Source organism: Hydrogenivirga sp. 128-5-R1-1, from assembly GCF_000171895.1.
Genome location: NZ_ABHJ01000472.1, coordinates 1 through 1161, shown reverse-complemented (window position 1 = coordinate 1161; position 1161 = coordinate 1). Strand labels below are relative to the sequence as shown.

Below are 1161 nucleotides of genomic sequence, written 5' to 3'. Positions count from 1 at the left end.
TAAAAGGAAAAGGACTAAATACCTTAACATTTTTGTACCCCAAATGTTTTGAGTATAGTATATAATTAAAAGTATACAAAAAGTATTTAGGGGCAACCATTATGAAAATAATAGATTTAAGAAAAAAGAACTTTATAGAAAATGAAGATGTTAAACAGCTTATCCTTAGAAGTGAAATTGATGTTGAAAAGTATGAACCTGCTGTTAGAGAGATTATAAAAAATGTAAAAGAAAGAGGAGATGAGGCTCTCTTAGAATATACTGAAAAATTTGATGGTGTAAAACTAAGTAAAGAAGAAATTCAAATACCATTTGAACAGTTAGAAAAAGCTTATGACAGCATAGAAGAAAATCTAAGATGGGCTCTTGAAGTAGCTGCAGAAAGAGTAAGGGAGTTTCATGAGGCTCAAATTGAAAATTCATACATGAAAGATGAAGAGGGAATAATACTTGGACAGAAAGTTATTCCTCTTGAAAGGGTTGGACTGTATGTTCCTGGAGGGAAAGCTGCATATCCTTCTTCTGTTATCATGAACGCAATTCCTGCTGTAGTTGCAGGTGTAAAGGAAATATACATGTGTTCTCCAAATCCAAATAAATACACTCTTGCAGCTGCATTTATATGTGGTATAGAGTCAGTTTACAGGGTTGGAGGAGCTCAGGCTGTTGCTGCAATGGCTTATGGTACAGAAACTATCCCAAAAGTTGATAAGATTGTAGGACCCGGAAATATTTATGTTGCTCTGGCAAAGAAAAATGTTTATGGTGTGGTAGGCATTGATTCAATTGCTGGTCCTTCAGAAATACTTGTTATTGCAGATAAAACTGCAAATCCAAAATGGATAGCAGCCGACCTGTTATCACAGGCAGAGCATGATGAATTGGCTGCTTCTATACTTGTTACTGATGATGAGAATTTAGCTGAAAAAGTTCATGATGTAATATACGCAGACCTTCTTTTTAAAATGCCAAGAAGAGATATAATTGAAAAATCATTAAACAATTATGGAAAAATATTTATAGTTGAAACTATAGAAAAAGCCTGCGCAGTAGCAAACCATATAGCTCCTGAACATCTGGAAATAGTAGTTGAAGACCCGTTTAAATATTTACATGATATAAAAAACGCAGGGGCAATATTTTTAGGAAGTTATTCAACTG

Annotated in this window: 1 protein-coding gene; it reads left to right on the top strand. The window is 33.9% G+C overall.

Annotated features, from left to right (window positions below; all coding sequences use genetic code 11):
• Positions 1 to 101: 101 nt before the first annotated feature.
• The coding region (gene hisD, locus HG1285_RS00590) for a histidinol dehydrogenase (RefSeq protein ID WP_008289620.1) at positions 102 to 1161 on the top strand (1060 nt) is incomplete at its 3' end.